Source organism: Xenorhabdus budapestensis (assembly GCF_002632465.1).
Lineage (GTDB): Bacteria > Pseudomonadota > Gammaproteobacteria > Enterobacterales > Enterobacteriaceae > Xenorhabdus > Xenorhabdus budapestensis.
On the sequence record NZ_NIBS01000086.1, the window covers coordinates 1 to 1,506 of the forward strand.

Here is a 1,506-nt window from a genome sequence, read left to right on the forward strand (position 1 = left end):
GCAAGAAAAACAATTTGTTATTCACGTTCGATAGAAGTCCACGAAAAGCTGATTGGGGCATATATTGAAAAACATCATTACAACGCTTTGGAGTCATGACCCTTGCATTTTAGCCGGTTCTATACCTGTAGCACTTGCAACTATGACCGCATGAAGCGTTTCTTGGTTTGGTTCTGTTTTTGCGTGACGAGGCTGAATATGAGTAAAAGATTTGATATAACGTGTTTCTTCGGCAACAAAACGCATAAGATCACCAATGCTTGATACGGGTAACTTCTTAAACAAGCGGTTATTTACATCATTATCTGTCTTAATATAAGGGATATTCCACTTAATTAATTCTCCATTATTTTTGTATTTGGCTTTAAAGCCAGTATTTTAACCTTTAAGGATACGGGTATTAACGACATGGTATTTATTTTCTAAGGATATTTCTAATATCTCCAATAAATTAGAGATATCGTGTTTTAACAATGGCATATTTAACTGTGAAAGAATTTTTTCTTTATCTCTTTTCCATACCTCAGTATTAATTAACTCGTCTTCCAGTGACCTAAAATTATTGCTATCTCGAATAAATACAGTACCATTTTCAATGCCTTTCATCAGGTAAAAATACAGCATAAATTCGTAACGGCCTGAATCAATCGATTTGATTTTTTTACCATCTATTGATTTTATTTTATAAAATAGGTGATTACGTTGTGCTTTTGGAAAAAAATCAAAAGGAATATCATCCATAGAAATAGAGTGGAAATTAACACCACCTTCAAGGAGATAACGTTTAAAAAATGTCACCGCACTTCGTAATTCAATATTTGTACAGGTGAATTCTAATACTTTGAATATTGGTCGAAGATTTCTTTTGATAACAAGAGATTGCTGTCCATACCATTCCCAGCGATAGAAATCACGGTTTAAATTTGGCTTATGGAAATCTTTCAGAAATTTTTTGTAATTTGATTGAGGAATAACCTCAAACGCTCTTTCCCTGATTTGGTGGTCGGGAATGGATTTGTTGATATTGATTGCTAATATTTTACTTGCCTGTGCTCTACGTTCTTTATCTTCAGCTTCAACAGTTTCAACTTTCGAACGCTGATATTGCTCGGCATCATCTTTGTATTTGGGGTTCTAAGCCGGAATTCCAGAAATTTCCGTCATCCTAACGTCACTGTCATTTTCAGAAGGCGACTGCACCAATTGATAGGGTTTAGAGCCTAGTGTGCATATGACTTTTGATAAAATAATTTCAGAAGTCATATACACTAAACGCAATTATGTTCAGTACTCATGTGCACCAAAACGCAGAACTACGCTGAATAATTGGTAACATAGCTCCAGCAATCGAGTGCAGGCGATTTTTGACATTCCGTGCAATCGTCTTCTGAAAATGACACCGGATATTGTTGTGGTCAACAAAAATTGGTCACTGGCTTAGCGTTTTTCCAAAATAATCGTTCTGACTCATTGGGCGTTAACCCATTGTTATACCAGTGAGGACGA

3 protein-coding genes are annotated in these 1,506 nt (G+C 35.5%); 1 reads left to right on the plus strand and 2 read right to left on the minus strand.

Annotated features, from left to right (window positions below):
• On the plus strand, positions 1-99 hold a 99-nt coding region (locus tag Xbud_RS21525), incomplete at its 5' end, for an IS1 family transposase (RefSeq protein WP_422645744.1).
• Here Xbud_RS21525 and Xbud_RS19685 read toward each other — a convergent pair.
• Together Xbud_RS19685 and Xbud_RS18945 are read right to left on the minus strand one after the other, a co-directional pair.
• Positions 94-246, minus strand: coding sequence for a Tn3 family transposase (locus tag Xbud_RS19685; protein ID WP_145956683.1), 153 nt, complete (start codon positions 244-246; stop codon positions 94-96). The genes Xbud_RS21525 and Xbud_RS19685 overlap by 6 nt on opposite strands.
• 132 nt (positions 247-378) lie before the next feature.
• Positions 379-798, minus strand: a complete 420-nt coding sequence (locus tag Xbud_RS18945) for a hypothetical protein (protein ID WP_145956684.1) — start codon at positions 796-798, stop codon at positions 379-381.
• Positions 799-1,506 lie beyond the last annotated feature (708 nt).

Bases quoted from the DNA above. Each gene is read 5' to 3' on its own strand.
- Xbud_RS19685 (WP_145956683.1), bottom strand. From the start codon at position 246: ATGCGTTTTGTTGCCGAAGAAACACGTTATATCAAATCTTTTACTCAT.